The sequence below is a fragment of the Streptomyces sp. NPDC014006 genome (genome assembly GCF_043088925.1).
In the GTDB taxonomy this organism is placed as follows: domain Bacteria; phylum Actinomycetota; class Actinomycetes; order Streptomycetales; family Streptomycetaceae; genus Streptomyces.
Genome location: NZ_JBICAJ010000007.1, coordinates 426,586 through 441,925, shown reverse-complemented (window position 1 = coordinate 441,925; position 15,340 = coordinate 426,586). Strand labels below are relative to the sequence as shown.

At 71.3% G+C, this 15,340-nt stretch carries 17 protein-coding genes; 12 read left to right on the top strand and 5 right to left on the bottom strand.

Annotated features, from left to right (window positions below; translation table 11 throughout):
- Positions 1-45: 45 nt before the first annotated feature.
- Positions 46-417 (bottom strand): hypothetical protein, encoded by a 372-nt coding sequence (locus tag ACF1GV_RS25430; protein ID WP_391684938.1) that lies wholly within the window; start codon positions 415-417, stop codon positions 46-48.
- A gap of 195 nt (positions 418-612) precedes the next feature.
- Here ACF1GV_RS25430 and ACF1GV_RS25425 point away from each other — a divergent pair, with 195 nt between their 5' ends.
- From ACF1GV_RS25425 to ACF1GV_RS25410, 4 genes are all read left to right on the top strand, one after another.
- Positions 613-1,698, top strand: coding sequence for a DUF1152 domain-containing protein (locus tag ACF1GV_RS25425; protein WP_391684936.1), 1,086 nt, complete (start codon positions 613-615; stop codon positions 1,696-1,698).
- 208 nt (positions 1,699-1,906) lie between these two features.
- Positions 1,907-2,128, top strand: a complete 222-nt coding sequence (locus ACF1GV_RS25420) for a hypothetical protein (protein ID WP_391684934.1) — start codon at positions 1,907-1,909, stop codon at positions 2,126-2,128.
- A 278-nt stretch (positions 2,129-2,406) separates the two neighbouring features.
- Positions 2,407-3,081, top strand: coding sequence for a DMT family transporter (locus ACF1GV_RS25415; protein WP_391684932.1), 675 nt, complete (start codon positions 2,407-2,409; stop codon positions 3,079-3,081).
- Between the two features lie 91 nt (positions 3,082-3,172).
- Positions 3,173-3,493: a GYD domain-containing protein gene (locus ACF1GV_RS25410; protein ID WP_391684930.1), complete on the top strand. Its 321-nt coding sequence runs from the start codon at positions 3,173-3,175 to the stop codon at positions 3,491-3,493.
- Between the two features lie 12 nt (positions 3,494-3,505).
- Here ACF1GV_RS25410 and ACF1GV_RS25405 read toward each other — a convergent pair whose 3' ends face one another.
- From ACF1GV_RS25405 to phoU, 3 genes are all read right to left on the bottom strand, one after another.
- On the bottom strand, positions 3,506-3,754 hold the full coding sequence (locus ACF1GV_RS25405; RefSeq protein WP_391684928.1) for an SCO4226 family nickel-binding protein: 249 nt from the start codon (positions 3,752-3,754) through the stop codon (positions 3,506-3,508).
- Between the two features lie 167 nt (positions 3,755-3,921).
- Positions 3,922-4,086, bottom strand: a complete 165-nt coding sequence (locus tag ACF1GV_RS25400) for a hypothetical protein (protein WP_391684926.1) — start codon at positions 4,084-4,086, stop codon at positions 3,922-3,924.
- Positions 4,087-4,240: 154 nt separating this feature from the next.
- Entirely contained in the window at positions 4,241-4,930 is a 690-nt protein-coding gene (phoU, locus tag ACF1GV_RS25395) for a phosphate signaling complex protein PhoU (RefSeq protein WP_391684924.1), read from the bottom strand.
- A 200-nt stretch (positions 4,931-5,130) separates the two neighbouring features.
- On the opposite strand from phoU, the gene ACF1GV_RS25390 reads away from it, so the two are divergent.
- Together ACF1GV_RS25390 and ACF1GV_RS25385 are read left to right on the top strand one after the other, a co-directional pair.
- Positions 5,131-6,429: a sensor histidine kinase gene (locus ACF1GV_RS25390; protein WP_391684922.1), complete on the top strand. Its 1,299-nt coding sequence runs from the start codon at positions 5,131-5,133 to the stop codon at positions 6,427-6,429.
- Positions 6,426-7,106, top strand: a complete 681-nt coding sequence (locus tag ACF1GV_RS25385; protein WP_076087010.1) for a response regulator transcription factor — start codon at positions 6,426-6,428, stop codon at positions 7,104-7,106. Before ACF1GV_RS25390 ends, ACF1GV_RS25385 begins: the two co-directional genes overlap by 4 nt.
- 89 nt (positions 7,107-7,195) lie before the next feature.
- On the opposite strand, the gene ACF1GV_RS25380 is transcribed toward ACF1GV_RS25385, so the two are convergent.
- Positions 7,196-7,852 carry a copper chaperone PCu(A)C gene (locus ACF1GV_RS25380; RefSeq protein ID WP_391684920.1) on the bottom strand — a complete coding sequence of 219 codons (657 nt, stop codon included), beginning with the start codon at positions 7,850-7,852 and terminating at the stop codon, positions 7,196-7,198.
- A gap of 781 nt (positions 7,853-8,633) precedes the next feature.
- Between ACF1GV_RS25380 and ACF1GV_RS25375 the strand changes: the two genes are divergently transcribed.
- From ACF1GV_RS25375 to ACF1GV_RS25350, 6 genes are all read left to right on the top strand, one after another.
- Complete coding sequence (locus ACF1GV_RS25375; protein ID WP_003953493.1) at positions 8,634-9,116, top strand: CarD family transcriptional regulator; 483 nt, start codon at positions 8,634-8,636, stop codon at positions 9,114-9,116.
- Positions 9,117-9,470: 354 nt separating this feature from the next.
- On the top strand, positions 9,471-10,223 hold the full coding sequence (gene ispD / locus ACF1GV_RS25370) for a 2-C-methyl-D-erythritol 4-phosphate cytidylyltransferase (protein WP_391684918.1): 753 nt from the start codon (positions 9,471-9,473) through the stop codon (positions 10,221-10,223).
- Positions 10,213-10,710, top strand: a complete 498-nt coding sequence (gene ispF / locus ACF1GV_RS25365) for a 2-C-methyl-D-erythritol 2,4-cyclodiphosphate synthase (RefSeq protein WP_391684916.1) — start codon at positions 10,213-10,215, stop codon at positions 10,708-10,710. Before ispD ends, ispF begins: the two co-directional genes overlap by 11 nt.
- 281 nt (positions 10,711-10,991) lie before the next feature.
- Positions 10,992-12,389 (top strand): cysteine--tRNA ligase, encoded by a 1,398-nt coding sequence (cysS, locus tag ACF1GV_RS25360; RefSeq protein WP_391684914.1) that lies wholly within the window; start codon positions 10,992-10,994, stop codon positions 12,387-12,389.
- 87 nt (positions 12,390-12,476) lie between these two features.
- Positions 12,477-13,421 carry a 23S rRNA (guanosine(2251)-2'-O)-methyltransferase RlmB gene (rlmB, locus tag ACF1GV_RS25355; RefSeq protein ID WP_391684912.1) on the top strand — a complete coding sequence of 315 codons (945 nt, stop codon included), beginning with the start codon at positions 12,477-12,479 and terminating at the stop codon, positions 13,419-13,421.
- 118 nt (positions 13,422-13,539) lie between these two features.
- Positions 13,540-15,270: a DoxX family membrane protein gene (locus ACF1GV_RS25350; RefSeq protein WP_391684910.1), complete on the top strand. Its 1,731-nt coding sequence runs from the start codon at positions 13,540-13,542 to the stop codon at positions 15,268-15,270.
- The last annotated feature ends 70 nt before the right edge of the window (positions 15,271-15,340 follow it).

Genomic DNA, 15,340 nt, shown 5'->3' with positions numbered 1-15,340 from the left:
CGCTCACGGCGCGGATCGGGGGCGTTTTCGTGTCCCTCGGCAGTCTCACTTCTTCGCCCGCTGCAGTTCGTCGTCGTGGTGGCGGAGACGGGTGATGACCGTGCCGGCGGTCAACAGGGCGGCGCCTGTGGCCGAGAGCGGGACCGAGATCACCAGGGCGGCCAGGGGTCTCGGCCAGTCCCGGGTGGCGGCGCATCGCAGCGTGTTCCGGTGCGCGTGCTCGGCATCCTCGAAGTACAGATCCCGGCGGTCGGAGTTGACCGGTGCGGGGCAGTCCACCGCGTTGTAGGTGGAGTCGTAGGGCGTGAACACCTGCCAGGCGGCGTAGATCCAGAACAGGGAAGCGCAGACCACGAGCCCGATGCCCCAGCCCCGGAGCCGGTCCGCCCGCATCCGGATGCGTTGTTCGACTGCCATGGGGTGCACGTGAGTCTCCTCGAGCCGACCTTGATCAGCCGCAGACTCTACGGACGGCGGTTCGGGTTCATGTCCCCGGGTCACGGCCGCCGTATTTCCGTGACGGGCGGGGCGGGCCCTCGCGCTCGGGGCTGCGTTCGGCACGTCGAACACCAGGACCGGGTCCCGCCTCGCGGAGCGCCGTAGGCTGAAAACATGACGCGGTTGATCGTCGCAGCAGGAGGTGGGGGCGACGCGGTCGCCGCCGCCATGCTCGGCCCGGGGCTGTACGGCGGCGCGGACCCGGCGGTGATCCTCACGTACGCGTGGGATCGTCCGCTCCTCGGTGCGGTGCCGGGCCCGCGGGGAGTTCGTGACTTCATCGGCCTCGAGCAGATCACCCCGGCCGTGTCGGCGGTGCCGGCCGAGGCCCGGACGGTCACCCCGGCGGACTCCACACTCCCCAGGCTCGCGGCGCAGGTCCCGCACACCGTCGCGCTGCTCGACCCGCACCAGGGCGCCGAAGGCGTCACGCGCCAACTGGAGGAGCTGGTCGGCCACTTCGAGCCGGAGTCGATCGACCTCTTGGACGTCGGCGGTGACATCCTCGCGCGGGGTGACGAGCCGACGCTGAAGAGCCCTCTCGCCGATGCCCTCACCCTGGCCGCCGCCTGCCAGGTGAACGCGCCGATCCGCCTGCTGGTCGCCGGTCCCGGCCTGGACGGCGAGGTCTCCCCGGACGACCTGCGCCCGCTCCTCGGCCCCGTCGTCCACACCCTCACCGCGGACGACGCGGAACGGATGGGCGCGGTCCTCGCGTGGCACCCCTCCGAGGCAGCCGCGATGCTCGCCGCCACGGCCCGAGGAGTAAGGGGCGCCTGCGAGGTGCGCGATGCCGGGCCCGCCGTAGCTCTCACCGACGAAGGCCCACGGGTGCACGAAGTGGACCTGGACGAAGCGCTGAACCGCAACCGCCTGGCCCGCGCCATCATGACCACCGCCGCCCTGGACGAGGCGGAGGCGTACAGCCGCGAGATCTGCGGCTTCTCCGAGATCGACCACGAGCGTGACAAGGCCGCCCGGATGCGGGACCAGCCACCGGCGAAGCCCGACGCCGAAGCCGTATGGCGGCAGCTCGACCGGTTCGAGGCGCAGGCCCGCGACCGCGGAGCCACCCACACGACGTTCCGCCGTCTCACCGAGGCCCTGAACCTCCACGGCTCCCAGCGCGAAACCCTGCGCCGCCTGCTCACCGACAGCCGACCGGAGCAGTACGACGCGCCCCTGTGGCGCTTGGCATGACCGGCAGCGGTCTGTCGCCGTCGGCTGAACTCCCCGACGTTTTGACCGGGTCCGTACAACGCCAGCGGCCCGCGCCGATCGGTCGCCATACGAGTTTCTGGCGCGGTCGGCCGTGAAAGCCCAGGTCAGGGCCGTGTGGTGGGTGTGCCGGGTTCGGATTGTGCCCGTGGCCACAGCGAATCGCGAGTGCGTGGGTTCATACTGAACCATGACGAAGCCCCTTGCACAGAAGCGTCATCTGCCGACCAGCCCCTTCAAGGCGCCGGTCGCGCCGGCGCCCAAGCACTTCGCCCTGGGCGACCAGGTCACCCATGACATGTACGGTCTCGGCCGGGTGGTCGGGATCGAGGACGGGATCGCCGCGCTCGTGGATTTCGGTACGGCGCAGATGCGGATCTTGAGCCCGTACGCCAAGATGACCAAGCTGTAGGACCGCTGTGCCCGGTCACGGCACACCAGGCCCCGCCAGGGGCTTGTGACGAAAGAGAGTCCTCTCATCGAACTGAACGCGATGTTCTCCGCCCCGGAGGCGCAGACCCGCTCCTCCGGTGCTGCCTCACCGCCTCCGGTGACCAACCCCTTCCAAGCCCCCGACTTCGGGGAAGACGACTTCCCGTTCGAGGACGCACAAGAGCCCGCCGCGCGACTGGATGCTGCACGGGCGTAAATCCGTGTGAGGTGTGGCGCTGGGTCGTCCACAATCCACGGGTGTCCACAACTGACGACGGTACGGCCGGACTTGAGCCGGTGGGCGGGGGCTCACTGAGGGCGGTGGTCGGGCGGGGCTTCGGCGCCGTCCCGCCCACGGCACTGGTCCTGCTCGGCATCGCGGTGACCACCGAGTTTCTCGGGCCGCTGGCCGTCGCCCTGGCCGGGGCGCGGCGTCGGCTGGACGCCTTCTACGCCCTGCTCGCGGCCGGCGGTGTCGTGTTGTTGACGGAGGGGCGTGGCGACCTCGACCTGGTCGGGTTCGTGTTCGCCCTCGCAGCGGGAACGTGCTGGGGGCTGTACATCCTCGTCGGCGCGGCGCTGGGGCGGCACACCTCCGAAGGCAACGGGCTGGCCCTGGGCATGGCCGTCGCGGCGCTGGTCGCCGTTCCGTTCGGGGCCGCCGACAGCGGTACGGCGCTGCTGCAGCCGTGGGTGCTGACCGCGGGGCTCGCTGTGGCGCTGCTGTCGTCGGTGATCCCGTACTCGCTGGATCTCGAAGCGCTGCGCCGGATGCCGCCGCGGGTGTTCGGCATCCTGATGAGTCTCGAGCCCGCGATGGCGGCCCTCGTCGGGCTCCTCGTACTCCAGGAGTCGCTGCACTGGTCGCAGTGGATCGCCGTGCTGTGCGTGGTCGCCGCGTCGGCCGGCGCAACACGCGGCGCCAACGAGTGAATCCCGCCGCCTCGGGTGTGGGACCAGGGGCGGGGACGGGAAGGCCTTGGACGTATCGGATTCGGACCAGCGACGGGCCGGGAGCGTCCCCATGCCGAAGTTCCTCATTCAGGCCAGTTACACGCCCGAGGGTACGAAGGGGCTCCTCAAAGAAGGGGGGAGCGGCCGCCGCGCCGCCGTCGAGCGGACCGTGACCGAACTCGGCGGGACGATCGAGGCCCTGTACTTCGCCTTCGGGGAAGACGACTTCGTGTGCGTCATCGACCTTCCCGACCCGGTGTCGATGGCCGCGATCAGCCTTACCGCCACGGCCAGCGGGGCGCTGACGACCCGTGTCACTCCGCTCCTGACCGTCGAGGAGGTCGACCAGGCGACCCGTCGGCAGGTCGCCTTCCGCGCCCCCGGGGCGTAGGACCGGAGAACCTCAGGCCGACAGCGTCACCGCGTGGACCTCGTCCGCCTTGTGGCCCGCGCGTTCGTGGACCCGCTGGACCGCTTCGGCCGACGGGGCCTCCGAGAGGCAGTAGACCTCGCCGGACTCCGGGTCCGCCCAGGCCTTCTTGAAGTGGACGTTCTCGGTCGCCTCGAGGGCGAGGTCGGCGTTGTGCGCCTTCGTCAGCTGGTCCGCCGTGATGCCCTTCATGCCGTGGTGGACGTCCATGAACTCGGGCATGGTCCGCACCTCCTTCTGCCGTGGGTGCGTTTCCTCCTCCTCATGCTCCGCCCGTACCCACGACCGCGCACGCGGAAGGCCCCGGCGGTCACGGGAGCGGCGGTGTACGCCGAAGGCCCCGGCGGCGCCGGAGCGGCGGCCGGGGTCCTCGGTGGCGCGTCAGCGGGTCAGCCGCACTGGCACGGGCTGCCCGACTGGCAGCCGCACCCGCAGCCCGAGCCGCAGCCGCAGGCGCCGATCAGGGTGAGGTTCCTGATCTCCGCGGGCTGCTCGGTCGGGCGCTCCTGCGTGGGCTCGGACGTCGTACCGGGCGTGCTGGGGGAATCGGCCATGGTTCCTCCTCGACGAGGCTCGTGCCTGTTCCCATTGCATGCCCGGACTGTCGGGCGCATCAACGGCGCATACGAGCGCGCTGGCTGCAGCGCGCGCCCCCGACGGCCTCGGGCGCGCGGGCTGCATCGCGCCCCCGACGCCTCGGCGTCGACGTCAGGCGCTCTCCGCCCCCGGCACCGACTGGATGTCCGCCTGGAGCTCGTCCGCGTGCTCGCCCGTGACCAGGTACACCACCCGCTTGGCGACCGCGACCGCGTGGTCGGCGTAGCGCTCGTAGTAGCGGCCCAGCAGGGTGACGTCGACGGCCGTCTCGATGCCGTGCTTCCAGCGGTCGTCGATCAGGTGCTGGAAGAGCGTGCGGTGCAGCAGGTCCATCGCGTCGTCGTCCTGCTCCAGCTGGAGCGCCAGGTCGACGTCCTTGGTGATGATCACCTCCGCCGCCTTCGCCATCAGGCGCTGCGCGAGCTGGCCCATCTCCAGGATCGTGGCGTGCAGATCCTGCGGCACCGCACGCGCCGGGAAACGCAGCCGGGCGAGCTTGGCCACGTGCTGGGCCAGGTCGCCGGAGCGCTCCAGGTCGGCGCTCATGCGCAGCGAGGTGACCACGATCCGCAGATCCGTGGCCACCGGCTGCTGCCGCGCCAGCAGCGCGATGGCCCGCGCCTCCAGGTCGTGCTGCAGCTCGTCGACCCTCTGGTCGGCCTCGATGACGCTCTCGGCCAGCTTCAGATCGGCGTCCAGGATGGCGGTCGTGGCGCGCCCGATCGCCGACCCGACCAGCCGGGTCATCTCCACCAGACCGTCGCCGATCGAGTCCAGTTCCTCGTGGTACGCGTCCCGCATCAGGTTCCCTCTCGTGCGTGTCGTCCGGGGTTCCGGGCAGGGCTCCCGACCCCACGCTCCCACGTTCCGTCCCTTACGCGTCCGGTTCCGCGACCCCAAATGAATCAATCCTGGCCCCAAGGTGAACTCTGGGCGACGAGTGTTCGAGCTGACGCCCGGACGGCTGTGGGCATGTCGGATGTCATGCCTAACCTGGTGCCATGGACGTGAACGCGGCGGTCGCCGCAGCGGCAGCGATCGCCGGGGTGCTCACCGGTGTGATCGCCATGCTGGCGTTCCGCTGGAGCGAGCGGGAGCAGAAGCGCCCCACTCGTACTTCTCTGCACACCGAGGCCGTGCTCCCGCCCGGCGTCGACACCGTCCTGTCCGTACTCCGCTCCTCCGCAGTCGTCCTCGACGAGGCGGACGCCGTGGTCAAGGCCAGCTCCGCCGCGTACGCCCTCGGGCTGGTGCGCGGCGGCCGGCTCTCCGTGGAGCCGATGCTCCAGATGGCCCGCGACACCCGCAGGGACGGGGAGATACGACAGGTCGAGCTCGATCTGCCGAGGAGGGGCACCGGACGCGGTGAGGCGCTCGCCGTCTCCGCGCGGGTCGCGCCGCTCGGGTCGCGGCTGGTGCTGCTGCTCGTCGAGGACCTCACCGAGGCCCGGCGCATCGAGGCGGTCCGGCGGGACTTCGTGGCGAATGTGAGCCATGAGCTGAAGACGCCGGTCGGCGCGCTCTCCCTGCTGTCCGAGGCCGTCATGGACGCCTCCGACGACCCGGAGGCCGTGCAGCGGTTCGCCGGGCGCATGCAGATCGAGGCGACCCGGCTGACCAACCTGGTCCAGGAGCTCATCGACCTGTCCCGGGTGCAGAACGACGATCCTCTGGAGGACGCCGAGCCGGTCCGGGTCGACGAACTGGTCGCCGAGGCCATCGACCGCTGCCGCCACCAGGCGGGCACCAAGCAGATCACCATGGCGGCGGGCGGCACGGCGGACCTCGCCGTGTGGGGCAACCGCGGGCAGCTCGCCGCCGCCCTCGGCAACCTCGTCGAGAACGCCGTCAACTACTCCCCCGCCCGCACCCGCGTCGGCATCGCCGCCCGGCGCCTCACCGCACCCGGCGGTGACATGATCGAGATCGCCGTGACCGACCAGGGCATCGGCATCTCCGACAGGGACAAGGAGCGCATCTTCGAGCGCTTCTACCGCGTCGACCCGGCCCGCTCCCGTGCCACCGGAGGCACCGGCCTGGGCCTGGCCATCGTCAAACACGTGGCCGCCTCGCACGGCGGGGAGGTCACGGTGTGGAGCGCCGAGGGACAGGGCTCCACCTTCACCCTGCGACTGCCGGAGGCGGGTGCGGGCCGGGACCGCGCCCACCAGCACCCCGACCTCGAAGGCGAGGACGACCCCGACGGGGCCGGCCGGTCCGCCGAGCCGTCGCGCGGCTCGTCCCACACCCCCGACTCATCCGCGTACGAAACGCTTTCCGCCCCGGAGGTCCTTCCGTGACCCGTGTGCTCGTCGTCGAGGACGAGGAGTCCTTCTCCGACGCCCTGTCGTACATGCTCCGCAAGGAGGGCTTCGAGGTGGCCGTGGCAGCCACCGGCCCCGACGGACTCGACGAATTCGAGCGCAACGGCGCCGACCTCGTCCTCCTCGACCTGATGCTGCCGGGTCTGCCCGGCACGGAGGTGTGCCGTCAGCTGCGCGGCCGCTCCAACGTCCCGGTGATCATGGTGACCGCCAAGGACAGCGAGATCGACAAGGTCGTCGGCCTGGAGATAGGGGCCGACGACTACGTCACCAAGCCCTTCTCCTCCCGCGAGCTGGTCGCCCGTATCCGCGCGGTGCTGCGCCGCCGCGGCGAGCCGGAGGAGGTCGCCCCGGCCGCGCTGGAGGCGGGCCCGGTCCGCATGGACGTCGACCGGCACGTGGTCACCGTCAGCGGATCCAAGGTCGACCTGCCGCTGAAGGAGTTCGACCTGCTGGAGATGCTGCTGCGCAACGCGGGCCGCGTCCTGACCCGTATGCAGCTCATCGACCGGGTCTGGGGCGCCGACTACGTGGGCGACACCAAGACCCTCGACGTCCACGTCAAGCGGCTGCGCGCCAAGATCGAGCCGGACCCGGGCGCGCCGCGCTACCTGGTGACGGTGCGGGGCCTCGGCTACAAGTTCGAGCCGTAAACCGCGGTCCCGGCTCCCTGTCCGCGCCGAAGGGCGGCACCCCGCACGGGGTGCCGCCCTTCGGCGCGGTACGGCGGTGGTGCGACGGCTCAGTGGCCGGCCGACGGCGAGGTGCTCGCGGAGGCCTGGTCGGTCGGGGTGCCGGAGGGCGACTGGGACGGGCTGGGCGAGGTGGAGCCCGACGGGGAGCCGGACGGCTTCTGGGACGGGCTCTGCGCCGGAGCGCTCGGGATGCCGGCCGGGCCCCAGTTGCTGAAGTAGCTGGTGGCCGGGACGACGAACGCGGTGAGCGTCACGTCGCCGGTCTTGCTGAAGGTGAAGACGACCTTCTGGGCGTTGCCGTCCTGGACGGCCTCCCGGCCCGAGGTCAGCATGGCCGTGGCGTTGCCCTTGCCGCCGAGGACGACGGAGCTGTGGGCCGGGATGGTCAGTTTGCCCTTGCCGTTCGCGGGCTTGATCTCGGCGGTCTTGCCGCCGCCCTCCACCTTGACGGCGTCCAGCGTCTGGGCGGTGCCGCCGGTGTTGAACAGGGTGGCGGAGATCGCGGCCGGGCCGGTGGACTCGCGGTCGGGCTGGGTGATGACGAGCGCGTTCTGGACCTTGATGTCCCCGACGCTGGTGGCGGCGTTGTCCGGCTTGACCTGCAGAGTCTGGGCGTTGTTCCCGGAGCCGCAGGCGGCCAGCGAGGCGATCGAGAGGGCGGTGACGGAGGCGGCGAGGGCGCCGCGTCGAAGGCTGCTGCTCACGGCGGCGGCAACTCCTTGAACGCAGGGGCAGCTTTCCTTGTAAAGCCGCCCTAAGGGTCAGTCAGCGGGCTTAGGTTATCGAGCCGTTCCCGCGCCGCCGCACCCGACCCTCCCCGGAGCTCTCGGATCGCTCGGCAGGCGGTACGGGGGAGGGGCAAGTGGTGGGGCAAGGGCAGGCGCAAGGAGTGGGGCATCACGCTGGGTCGCGCCGGAGCTCCGAGCAGGAGTCACAGTGGCATCAGAAGGGCTCTGCAGTCACAAGTGACTCACCAGTCACTTTGATCACTGCCTTCGTACGCCATTCACATAAGTCGCCGCAGGTCTCCGCGGTGCGGTAGGCGAATATTCCGTGAAGAATGCACGGCGCACGCAGAAATTGATCACGCCGGATGAGCCGGCCCCCTTCCTGCTTCCTTCCCGCCCCCTTCCCGCTTCCTTCCGGATCGCTTCCGGGAGCCTTCCGTGCGGGCCGTGATCAATTCCGGATTCGATGCGTAAGCGCCTCCGGTGGGCCGAACGGAGTAGCGTAAGTCGCACGCATGGAACCGGACATTTGGGCATGTTCGACCCGCTCGGGAGGGCTCCCGGAGGTTGTGACGGGCGCGTTTCATGGGCCCCGGGAAGCGGCTCCGACCTGCGAATACCTGCCTCCGCTCGCCCGCCGCAGCACGTTCCCGATACTGTTGTCAAGCCCCGAGATATGCCCTGACCTGCGAAAACGTCATTCAGAAGACGCCGTATCCGTGTTACCCTGGATAGCCACGGAAGGGGTACCTGTCACATGACGTTCAAGGTTGGCGACACCGTGGTCTATCCCCATCACGGGGCCGCGCTGATCGAGGCTATCGAAACTCGCCAGATCAAAGGCGTGGACAAGACCTACTTGGTGCTGAAGGTCGCCCAGGGTGACCTGACGGTACGTGTGCCAGCGGACAATGCGGAGTTCGTCGGCGTGCGTGATGTGGTCGGTCAGGACGGGCTGGACCGAGTCTTCGAGGTGCTGCGCGCTCCGTACGCCGAGGAGCCCACGAACTGGTCCCGTCGTTACAAGGCAAATCTGGAGAAGCTCGCCTCCGGCGATGTCATCAAGGTCGCGGAAGTCGTGCGTGACCTGTGGCGTCGTGAGCGCGAGCGTGGACTCTCCGCAGGTGAGAAGCGCATGCTCGCCAAGGCGCGGCAGATCCTGGTGAGCGAGCTCGCCCTCGCGGAGAACACGAACGAGGACAAGGCCGAGGCCCTCCTCGACGAGGTTCTCGCGTCCTGACGCGGCCCCGTCCGCCTCAGTTCAGCACGGTGTGAAATGCCGCGGTGCCCGATGACCTGACTGTGTCGCCGGGCGCTGCGGCATGTCCGTTTCCGTCGCCGCGTACGTCTGTCGTGCGTGTCGTGCGTACGCTACGTCTCGTACGTTTCCCTATCCGCGCACGTGACGTCGCTGCGGTCCCGCTGTCGTCCTGTCGAACTGCCGTCCTGTCGGGGGCAAGCCTCCGATACCGATGCGCCGGGGTCGGGCCGCCGGCTCGACCAGGGTCACGGAAGGGTCCGGTCAGAGCGTCGCGCGCCCGGCACGGTGAGGCCATACCCACCGGGGCCGAGCACACAAACCTGACAGGAACCGATGTCTGACGTTACGCGTCCTTCAGCCACCGAGCCGCGTACGGCCGTGGTGATTCCGGCCGCCGGCCGCGGCGTACGCCTGGGGCCGGGCGCCCCCAAAGCACTGCGCGCGCTGAGCGGCACGCCGATGCTGGTGCACGCGGTGCGCGCCATGGCCGCGTCGCGGTTCGTCTCCCTCGTCGTCGTCGTGGCTCCGCCGGACGGTGCCGGGGAGGTCAGGAGCCTGCTCGACGCGCACGCGCTGCCCGAGCGGACGGACTTCCTGGTGGTGCCGGGCGGCCAGTCGCGGCAGGAGTCCGTGAGGCTCGGGCTGGACGCGCTGCCGGGCGACTACGACATCGTGTTGGTGCACGACGCCGCGCGGCCGCTGGTGCCCGTCGACACGGTGGACGCGGTGGTCGAGGCGGTGCGCGCGGGTGCCGTGGCCGTGGTTCCGGCGGTGCCGCTCGCGGACACCGTGAAGGAGGTGGAGCCGGCGGCGGTGGAGGGGGAGCCCGAGCCGGTTCTGGCCACGCCGTCGCGGGCGCGGCTGCGGGCCGTGCAGACGCCGCAGGGGTTCGACCGGCGGACGCTGGTGCGGGCCCACGAGAGCGTGACCGGAGAGGTGACCGATGACGCGAGCATGGTCGAGCAGCTCGGGGAGCGGGTGGTGGTCGTGCCGGGGCACGAGGAGGCGTTCAAGGTGACGCGGCCGCTGGATCTGGTGCTGGCGGAGGCGGTTCTCGCGCGGCGGAGGCTGAACGATGGGTTCTGAGACCGTGCCCCTGCTGCCTCGGGTCGGGATCGGTACCGACATCCACGCCTTCGAGGAAGGGCGTGAGTTGTGGTGCGCGGGCCTCAAGTGGGAAGGGGAGGGCCCCGGGCTGGCCGGGCACTCCGACGCGGACGTCGTCGCGCATGCGGCGTGCAACGCGTTGTTCTCCGCGGCGGGGCTGGGGGACCTCGGGCAGCACTTCGGGACCGGGCGGCCCGAGTGGGCGGGGGCGTCGGGCGTGACGCTGCTGGCGGAGGCCGCGCGGATCGTGCGCGAGGCGGGGTTCGTCATCGGGAACGTCGCGGTGCAGGTGATCGGGGCGCGGCCGAAGATCGGTAAGCGCCGGGGCGAGGCGGAGGAGTTGCTGTCGTCGGTGGTGGGGGCGGCGGTGTCGGTCTCCGGCGCGACGACGGACGGGCTCGGGTTTCCGGGGCGGGGGGAAGGGCTGATGGCTGTGGCCACGGCGTTGGTGGCTCGGGCTGGATGAGGTTGTCGTCCGGCGGCAGCGGGGCGTCTGCGGGTGCGTTGTGGCTGGTCGCGCGGTTCCCCGCGCCTCTTGTGGGCCTGCGGCGGTCCGTTGCGATGCGTCGTGGCGTGCCCAGCGCCTGGGGTTCGGTGTGGGTCGGGGCCGGGGTGGGCGGGTGTCGGCGGTCATCCGGCAGGGCTCGAGGGAGGCACCCCGTCGCGCCGGAGGCCGAGGGTCACGAAACCGTCCCCGTAAGCCCGCGGCGGCGCCTGGCACTGGTGTGGGGCCACTACCCTGGATGCGTGACTATTCGCCTGTACGACACCAGCGCCCGGCAGATCCGTGACTTCACCCCGCTCACGCCGGGTTGCGTCTCGATCTACCTGTGTGGCGCCACCGTGCAGGCGGCCCCGCACATCGGGCACATCCGTTCCGGGCTGAACTTCGACATCCTGCGCCGCTGGTTCGCCTACCGCGGCTACGACGTCACCTTCATCCGCAACGTCACCGACATCGACGACAAGATCATCGGGAAGGCGGACCAGCAGAACCGCCCCTGGTGGTCCATCGGCTACGAGAACGAGCGCGCCTTCAACGACGGCTACACCGCTCTTGGCTGCCTTCCGCCGACGTACGAGCCGCGTGCCACCGGCCATGTCACCGAGATGGTCGAGATGATGCGCACGCTCATCGAGCGCGGGCACGCCTACGAGGCCGACGGCAGCGTCTACTTCGACGTCAGGTCGTGGCCCTCGTACCTGGAGCTGTCCCGGCAGGACCTGGACGAGATGCGCCAGCCCTCCGAGGAGGGCATCACCGGCAAGCGGGACCCGCGTGACTTCGCCATGTGGAAGGCCGCCAAGCCGGGCGAGCCGAGCTGGGAGACGCCGTGGGGGCGGGGCCGTCCCGGGTGGCACCTGGAGTGCTCCGCCATGGCGCACAGGTACCTGGGCTCCGCCTTCGACATCCACGGCGGCGGCCTGGACCTGATCTTCCCGCACCACGAGAACGAGATCGCCCAGGCCAAGGCGTTCGGCGACGACTTCGCCCAGTACTGGCTGCACAACGCCTGGGTCACCATGAGCGGCGAGAAGATGTCCAAGTCGCTGGGCAACAGCGTCCTGGTCTCCGAGATGGTCAAGCAGTGGCGGCCCATCGTCCTCCGGTACTACCTGGGGACCCCGCACTACCGCTCGACCATCGAGTACAGCGACGAGTCGCTGCGCGAGGCCGAGTCCGCGTTCGCCCGGATCGAGGGCTTCGTGCAGCGGGTGGTGGAGAAGGCCGGCGACGTCGAGCCCGCCTCCGAGGTGCCGCCCGCCTTCGCCGAGGCCATGGACGACGACCTCGGCGTGCCGCAGGCCCTGGCTGTGATTCACACGACGGTGCGCCAGGGCAACAGTGCGCTGGCCGCCGACGACAAGGACGCCGCCGTCGCACGGCTCGCCGAGGTGCGGGCCATGCTGGGCGTCCTCGGACTCGACCCGCTCGACGAGCAGTGGGCCGGCGAGAACGACCGGGGTGACGATCTCCACGGGGTCGTCGACAGCCTCGTACGCCTGGTCCTGGAGCAGCGCGAGTCCGCTCGCGCGCGCAAGGACTGGGCCACCGCGGACGCCATCCGCGACCAGCTCGGCCAGTCCGGGCTGGTCATCGAGGACAGCCCGCAGGGGCCGCGATGGAGCCTCGGGGCCCGTTAGAACACCGCGAATGTGCCGCCCGGGGCTACGGGCGGCACACTTGCACTGACGTACGTACACCCAACGCATCACGGAGACAGGTAGGTCATGGCCGCGAACAACCGTCGCATGTCCGGCAAGAAGGGCGCGCAGGTCGGCAGTGGCGGCAAGCGGCGCCGGGGCCTGGAGGGCAAGGGCCCGACTCCGCCCGCCGAGATGCGCAAGGGGCACGCCAAGCAGCGTGCGGCGCAGGCGAAGTCCCGGCGCGCGCAGGGACGCGCTCCGCAGCGCCGGGGCGGCGGCAAGTCCGCTTCCGAGCTGGTCGTCGGCCGTAACCCGGTCTACGAGGCGCTGCGTGAGGGGGTGCCCGCCACCACGCTGTACGTGCAGCAGTTCATCGACAACGACGAGCGCGTGCGCGAGGCGCTGCAGCTCGCCGCCGAGCGTGGCGGCATCAACCTGATGGAGGCCCCGCGTCCCGAGCTGGACCGGATGACCAACGGGCTCAACCACCAGGGCCTCGTCCTGCAGATCCCGCCGTACGAGTACGCCCACCCCGAGGACCTCGCCGACGCCGCCGCCGACGAGGGCGCGGACCCGCTGATCGTCGCCCTCGACGGGGTGACCGACCCGCGCAACCTCGGTGCCGTCGTGCGGTCCGTCTCCGCCTTCGGCGGGCACGGCGTCGTCGTACCCGAGCGGCGTGCGGCCGGCATGACCGCCGGTGCCTGGAAGACGTCCGCCGGTACGGCCGCCCGCACGCCGGTCGCCCGTGCGACGAACCTGACGCGGGCGCTGGAGGCGTACCAGAAGGCCGGGATCGTCGTCGTCGGCCTGGCTGCGGACGGGGACGTCGAGCTCGGTGAGCTGGAGGCCCTCTCGGGGCCGGTGTGCATCGTCGTGGGCAGCGAGGGCAAGGGGCTGTCCCGGCTGGTCGGCGAGACCTGTGACTACCGGGTGCGCATCCCGATGCCGGGTGGGGCCGAGTCGCTCAACGCCGGTGTCGCCGCGGGCATCGTGCTCTACGAGGCCGCGTCCCGCCGCCGGGGCTGAATGTCTGTTCGCTGATATCGCCCACACGAGGGTTTACGGGCTGTCCGGACAACCTTGACGGGGTCCGGACAGATCCGCGCGGTCAAGGCAGTGTCCTAAGCGCACATCACTCGGTTAGATGAGCGTGGACACCAGAACACCCCGCACACCCACGGGGGACCGCTCGTCGGGTTACGACGACGCTCCCGCGCTGAGCATGGTGAAGGTGCCGAGCGATCCGGCGCAGATCATCGTGAGCCACGCGAGCTTCCGCGTGCAGTTGGGTGCGTCGTCCGTGCGCACCCGGTCCCCGCGGATCGCGCGGCACTTGAGCGCCACCCCTGACACCGCCCGTGTGCCTGCCGCAGGCGCCGCCGCCGCGGCGGCCCGGCGCCGGCCCGTCGTCTGGAGCGGCAGGTCCGACCCCGACGACACCGGCGCCCACCGCCTGCTCCAGGCCGTGCGGGCCGGCAGCGTCGGCCACGCCGAGCCCTCCGCAGCCGACGCCGGAGCCACTCAGGTGCTGCCCCGCGTCGCGCCCGGCCACGAGGGCTACGTCGATCACGACGACCTGGAGCAGACCGTCGAGTCGCCCGTCGTCGGCGCCCAGCGCACCTCCGAGGACGGCGCGGGGACCCGCCTGCTACCCGCGATGCGCAGCGCCGGCAGCCTCTACGACGAGCCCGGCGACCCCGGATACGGGTCCGGATACGACGGGCCCGGGTACGGCGGGCCCGGGTACGGCGGGCCCGGATACGACGGCTTCGGCGACGTGGACGAGACCGGCGAGGACAGCGGCGAGGCGGACGCCCCCGGCCGGCGCCACGGCGACGATCCCGCGCGGCACGCGTACTACCCGCACCGCCGGATGAACCTCGGCGTCGTCCTGCTCCCGCTGCGCATCTTCCTCGGCTTCATCTCCATCTACGCCGGCATGGGCAAGCTGTGCGACCCCGTCTACTTCGACGGCGGCAAGCGCGGCTCCATGGTCAAGTGGCTCAACACCCTGCACCCCTGGGAAGTCGCCGAGCCGCTGCGCCAGTTCGCCCTCCATCACCCCGTCGGCTCCGGCCTGGTCATCGCCTTCCTCCAGGTGGTGGTCGGCGTGCTGACCGTCCTGGGCTGCTGGCAGCGGGTCACGGCCGTGGTCGGAGCGCTGCTGTCGGCCGCGATCATCGTCACCGTCAGCTGGAAGACGGTCCCCGTCTACGACGCCCCCGACATCATCTACCTCGCCGCCTGGTCGCCGCTGATCATCGCCGGCGCTCCCGTCTACTCCGTCGACGGCCGCCTCGCCGCCGGCGCCTGGCGGCGGCTCGGACCGCGCTCCGACATCTGGGAGCTGCGCAGCTACGTGCTGCGCCGCGGCGCGCTGATCACCGCCGTCGCCACCGGGCTGACCCTGCTCGTCGGGTCGCTGCTGGGCGGCGCGGTGCGCGACGCCGACCGGGTCGTCGCGCCCGGGCCCGGCGAGGCCCCGCGCAACGAGCTGCCCGGCTCGCCGCTGCCGCAGCGGCCCGACGAGCACACCCGGCGGCACACGCCGTCCGCGTCCGCCGCGCCGACGCGGGGCGGGGCCTCCTCCAGTCCCGCGCACGGGGCGCACAAGCCAGGGGCGACGCGTTCCTCGGACACGGCGACCACCGGGGCGCCCAGCCAGACGCAGGGCACGGCTGGACAGGCGCCGTCGCGGCACTCGTCGCCGACCGGTCAGGGACCGAGCACCAGCTCCGGGCCGACCTCCGGGGGCGGCACGTCGGGCGGCTCCGGGTCCTCGGGCGGCAGCAGCGGCGGCTCCGGGTCGCCCTCTTCCGGTGGCTCCGGCTCCTCCTCCGGCCAGTCCAGCCTCGTGGGCGGCCTGTTGGGGTAACGGGGCCGGTGGGCGGCGTGCTCGGGTAGCCCACCGGCCGAATCCTCCGACGATCCCTTGGCCGACCCGG

Excerpts from the sequence above, each read along its gene's own strand:
- ACF1GV_RS25405 (WP_391684928.1), bottom strand. The coding sequence starts at position 3,754 with ATGCCCGAGTTCATGGACGTCCACCACGGCATGAAGGGCATCACGGCG.
- ACF1GV_RS25430 (WP_391684938.1), bottom strand. The coding sequence starts at position 417 with ATGGCAGTCGAACAACGCATCCGGATGCGGGCGGACCGGCTCCGGGGC.
- rlmB (WP_391684912.1), top strand. The coding sequence starts at position 12,477 with ATGGCCGCGAACAACCGTCGCATGTCCGGCAAGAAGGGCGCGCAGGTC.
- ACF1GV_RS25420 (WP_391684934.1), top strand. The coding sequence starts at position 1,907 with ATGACGAAGCCCCTTGCACAGAAGCGTCATCTGCCGACCAGCCCCTTC.
- ACF1GV_RS25350 (WP_391684910.1), top strand. The coding sequence starts at position 13,540 with ATGAGCGTGGACACCAGAACACCCCGCACACCCACGGGGGACCGCTCG.
- ispF (WP_391684916.1), top strand. The coding sequence starts at position 10,213 with ATGGGTTCTGAGACCGTGCCCCTGCTGCCTCGGGTCGGGATCGGTACC.
- ACF1GV_RS25390 (WP_391684922.1), top strand. The coding sequence starts at position 5,131 with ATGGACGTGAACGCGGCGGTCGCCGCAGCGGCAGCGATCGCCGGGGTG.
- ACF1GV_RS25375 (WP_003953493.1), top strand. The coding sequence starts at position 8,634 with ATGACGTTCAAGGTTGGCGACACCGTGGTCTATCCCCATCACGGGGCC.
- ispD (WP_391684918.1), top strand. The coding sequence starts at position 9,471 with ATGTCTGACGTTACGCGTCCTTCAGCCACCGAGCCGCGTACGGCCGTG.
- ACF1GV_RS25410 (WP_391684930.1), top strand. The coding sequence starts at position 3,173 with ATGCCGAAGTTCCTCATTCAGGCCAGTTACACGCCCGAGGGTACGAAG.
- phoU (WP_391684924.1), bottom strand. The coding sequence starts at position 4,930 with ATGCGGGACGCGTACCACGAGGAACTGGACTCGATCGGCGACGGTCTG.
- ACF1GV_RS25425 (WP_391684936.1), top strand. The coding sequence starts at position 613 with ATGACGCGGTTGATCGTCGCAGCAGGAGGTGGGGGCGACGCGGTCGCC.
- ACF1GV_RS25400 (WP_391684926.1), bottom strand. The coding sequence starts at position 4,086 with ATGGCCGATTCCCCCAGCACGCCCGGTACGACGTCCGAGCCCACGCAG.